The following is a 3309-nucleotide window of genomic DNA, read 5'->3' as shown; positions in this document are numbered from 1 at the left end:
CCGCCCGCGCCTCGGTCACCTCGCTGCGGGCCATGACCTATGCCGGCATCTGCCGGGCCATGCAGACCGAGACGCCCGGGCCGAAGGGATCGATGCTCAAACTCTTCTACGGCGACCTCGCCAAACAAGTCGGCGCACTGGCCATGGACATCGTCGGCCCGGACGCGCTGCGGCGCACCTCGCGCTGGGACCGCCACGGCTGGGTCGGCAACTACTACTACTCGTTCTCCCAGGCCATCGGCGGCGGCACCTCCGAAATTCAGCGCAACATCATCGGCGAGCGCGTGCTCGGCCTGCCGCGGTAACCAGAAAGCAGCCAGTCATGAACCTTCTACCAGCAGCCGAGCAACTCGAACTCGTCGCTGCCGCAACGGATTTCCTGCAGACACGGATGCCCATCGAGGAAATTCGCCGCCGCGCGGACAGCGAGTCCGCGGTCGATACCTCGGTATGGACCGAAGGGGCCGAACTCGGATTCCTGAGCCTGGGCCTGAGCGAGGAATACGGTGGGGCGGGCCAGTCGTTCGACGATGAGGCACTGCTGTTCGTCGAGCTGGGCCGCCGCCTGGCCACCGGCCCATTCCTGGCCTCCACCCTCGGTGCCCGGATCGCCGCGTTGTCCGGCGACGAACAGCTGTGCCGGCGCATCGCGAGCGGGCAGGCGCGCGTGGGCACGGCCCAGTTGCGGGGCGACGGATCGGTCACCGCGGAGGGATTCAAGGGCACCTTCGACCTCATCGATACCGCCGGCTGCAGCCATCTGCTGCTGGTCACCCGGCACGGGTCGGCGCTGGTCGCGGCCGAGCAGTTCGGCGAGGCCACCGTCCTGGACTGCGTCGACCCCGGCACCCGGCTCGCCACCGCCACCGTCACCGCGGGTGAGGTGACACACTGGCTGCCCGAACAGGCCGACGCGACCTGGCTGCGCGCCGTGGTGCTGTCGTCGGCCTTCCTCGCGGGCCTGGCCGACGGCGCGGCGGCACTGGCCACCGAACACGCCAAGACGCGGATTCAGTTCGGGCGCCCGATCGGTGTCAACCAGGCGATCAAGCACATGTGCTCCGATATGGCCGTGCGCACCGAGGCCGCCTTCACCCAGGTCTGTTTCGCGGCGGTATGCCTGGCTTCCGGCCGGCACGACGCCCCGGCGCAGGCGCTGGCGGCTCGCACGGTCGCCGCGAACGCGGCAACCGACAACGGCGCCACCGGAATTCACGTCCACGGCGGTATGGGCTACACCTACGAGCACAACGCGCACCTGTACCTCGAACGCGCGCACGTCTACCGGCACCTGTTCGCCGAACCGTCGGAGGTACTGGCGGAACTGCTCGCCCAGGACCTGACCCGGGAAGGTGTCGCCGCATGAACCGCAAAGTCGCCATCGCCGGTGTCGCCCTGTCGGATGTGGGCCGGGTGGAGGACAAGAACGCCTACGAACTGATGGCTCAAGCCAGCGCGCGCGCACTCGCCGAAACGGGGCTCACACCGCAGGACATCGACGGTCTCGCATCCACCGGCCAGGGAATGCTGCCGCCCACCGACGTGGGCGAATATCTCGGCTTGCGGCCGCGCTGGATCGACTCGACCTCGGTCGGCGGCGCCTCCTGGGAGGTGATGGTCTCGCATGCGGCCGACGCCATCGCCGCCGGCCACGCCGACGTGGTGCTGCTGACCTACGGCTCAACCGCCCGCGCGGACCTGCGAAAGGGGTTGCGCACCGCCAATATCAACTGGGGCGCGCGCGGGCCGCTGCAATGGGACGCACCCTACGGCCACACGCTGGTATCGAAGTACGCCATGGCGGCGCGGCGGCACATGTTCCAATACGGCACCACCATCGAACAGCTCGCCGAGGTGGCGGTGTCGGCGCGATTCAACGCCGCCGACAATCCGGAGGCGTACTACCGCGACCCGATCACCGTCGAGGACGTGCTGTCGGGGCCGATGATCGCCGATCCGTTCACCAAACTGCACTGCTGCATCCGCTCCGACGGCGGCGCGGCCGCCATCCTGGTCGCCGAGGACCGCGTACCGGACCTGAAATCGGATCCGGTCTGGGTACTCGGCTCCGCCGAGGCGACCTCACACATGCTGACCAGCCAGTGGGACGATATGACCATCGGCCCCGCCGCGGTCACCGGTCCGCTCGCGTTCCGGCGCGCCGGACTGGCACCGGCCGACGTCGACGTCGCCGAACTGTACGACGCGTTCACCTACATGCTGCTGCTCACCCTCGAAGATCTCGGATTCTGCGGTAAGGGCGAAGGTGGCGCCTTCGCCGAGAGCGGCGCGCTGCGCCTGGGCGGCGCCCTGCCCACCAACACCGACGGCGGCGGCCTGTCCGCGTGTCATCCGGGCCAACGCGGGCTGTTCCTGCTGGTCGAGGCGACCCGGCAGCTGCGTGGTGCGGCCGGGCCGCGCCAGGTGCCCGGCGCCGAGATCGCCTGCGTGAGCGGCACCGGTGGCTGGTTCTGTTCCAGCGCGACGGTGCTGCTGGGGGCGAACAAACCGTGACCGCCGCCGAGATCCTCGCGCCGCTGGACGCCGGCGACTTCGCCGATACCGTCGAATTGCTGGAGGCGGCGGCGCTCGTGCACGGACTCCGGGACGCCTACGTCGAGGCCGACGGCACCCGCATCAGCTTCGCGGACTGGGTCGCGCGCGCCCGCGCCGTGGCCCGCCAGCTGTCCTCGCACGGCGTCGGGCGCGGCGATGTGGTCGCGCTGATGCTGCCCTCCGGGATCGACTACGCGGTGTGCTACGCCGCCGCGGCGATGCTCGGCGCTGTCACCACCGGATTGAATCCGCGCCTGGGGCCTCGTGAGATCGATGCCGCACTGCGGCAGGCGGATCCGGTCCTGGTGGTCCGCGCCGCCACTATGCCCGCGACGGGTCGTGACATCCCCGAACTCGCCGCCTCGCAGCTGACTCGCGAGCTGCTGCGGCACGCCGCCACGCCCTCGCAGCCGATCGGCCGCGATGCCCCGGTGTCGATCGTCTTCAGTAGTGGCACAACAGGATTGCCGAAGGGGGCGTGGTTCGACGCGAACAATCTGGCCGCCTCGGCACAGGCGGCCGGCGCGATGAGCGCACCCTATGACCGGCGCCTGACCTCCACGCCCTTCGCGCACGTAGGATATATGTCCAAACTGTGGGACCAACTGGTCTGGGGCATCACCCTGGTGATCGCGCCGGTGCCCTGGTCGGCCGCGGCGATGTTCGATGTCCTTCGCGCGGAACGGATCACCGTCGCGGGCGCGGTGCCGACGCAGTGGGCGAAATTGCTGGAACTGCCCGCCCTCACGCCGG

At 69.8% G+C, this 3309-nt stretch carries 4 protein-coding genes; all 4 read left to right on the top strand.

The genetic code is table 11. The features are described 5' to 3' along the window. Nucleotides 1-305 (top strand): acyl-CoA dehydrogenase family protein (locus tag C5E41_RS32820; RefSeq protein WP_258081422.1); only part of this gene is annotated, 305 nt, incomplete at its 5' end. A gap of 17 nt (nt 306-322) precedes the next feature. Next, a complete protein-coding gene (locus tag C5E41_RS32815) occupies nt 323-1366 on the top strand; it encodes an acyl-CoA dehydrogenase family protein (protein WP_104379541.1) in 1044 nt (347 codons plus the stop codon). Next, nucleotides 1363-2514, top strand: coding sequence for an acetyl-CoA acetyltransferase (locus tag C5E41_RS32810; protein WP_104379540.1), 1152 nt, complete (start codon nt 1363-1365; stop codon nt 2512-2514). Before C5E41_RS32815 ends, C5E41_RS32810 begins: the two co-directional genes overlap by 4 nt. After that, on the top strand, nt 2511-3309 hold a 799-nt coding region (locus C5E41_RS32805; protein WP_258081421.1), incomplete at its 3' end, for an AMP-binding protein. The genes C5E41_RS32810 and C5E41_RS32805, both read left to right, overlap by 4 nt.

The sequence above is a fragment of the Nocardia nova genome (genome assembly GCF_002933465.1).
In the GTDB taxonomy this organism is placed as follows: Bacteria; Actinomycetota; Actinomycetes; order Mycobacteriales; family Mycobacteriaceae; genus Nocardia; species Nocardia nova_B.
The sequence above is the reverse complement of the archived record's forward strand: the minus strand, read 5'-3'. Positions and strand labels throughout refer to the sequence as shown.

What these genes read in the sequence shown, in the direction of transcription:
- C5E41_RS32810 (WP_104379540.1), top strand. Translation starts at nt 1,363, where the DNA reads ATGAACCGCAAAGTCGCCATCGCCGGTGTCGCCCTGTCGGATGTGGGC.
- C5E41_RS32815 (WP_104379541.1), top strand. Translation starts at nt 323, where the DNA reads ATGAACCTTCTACCAGCAGCCGAGCAACTCGAACTCGTCGCTGCCGCA.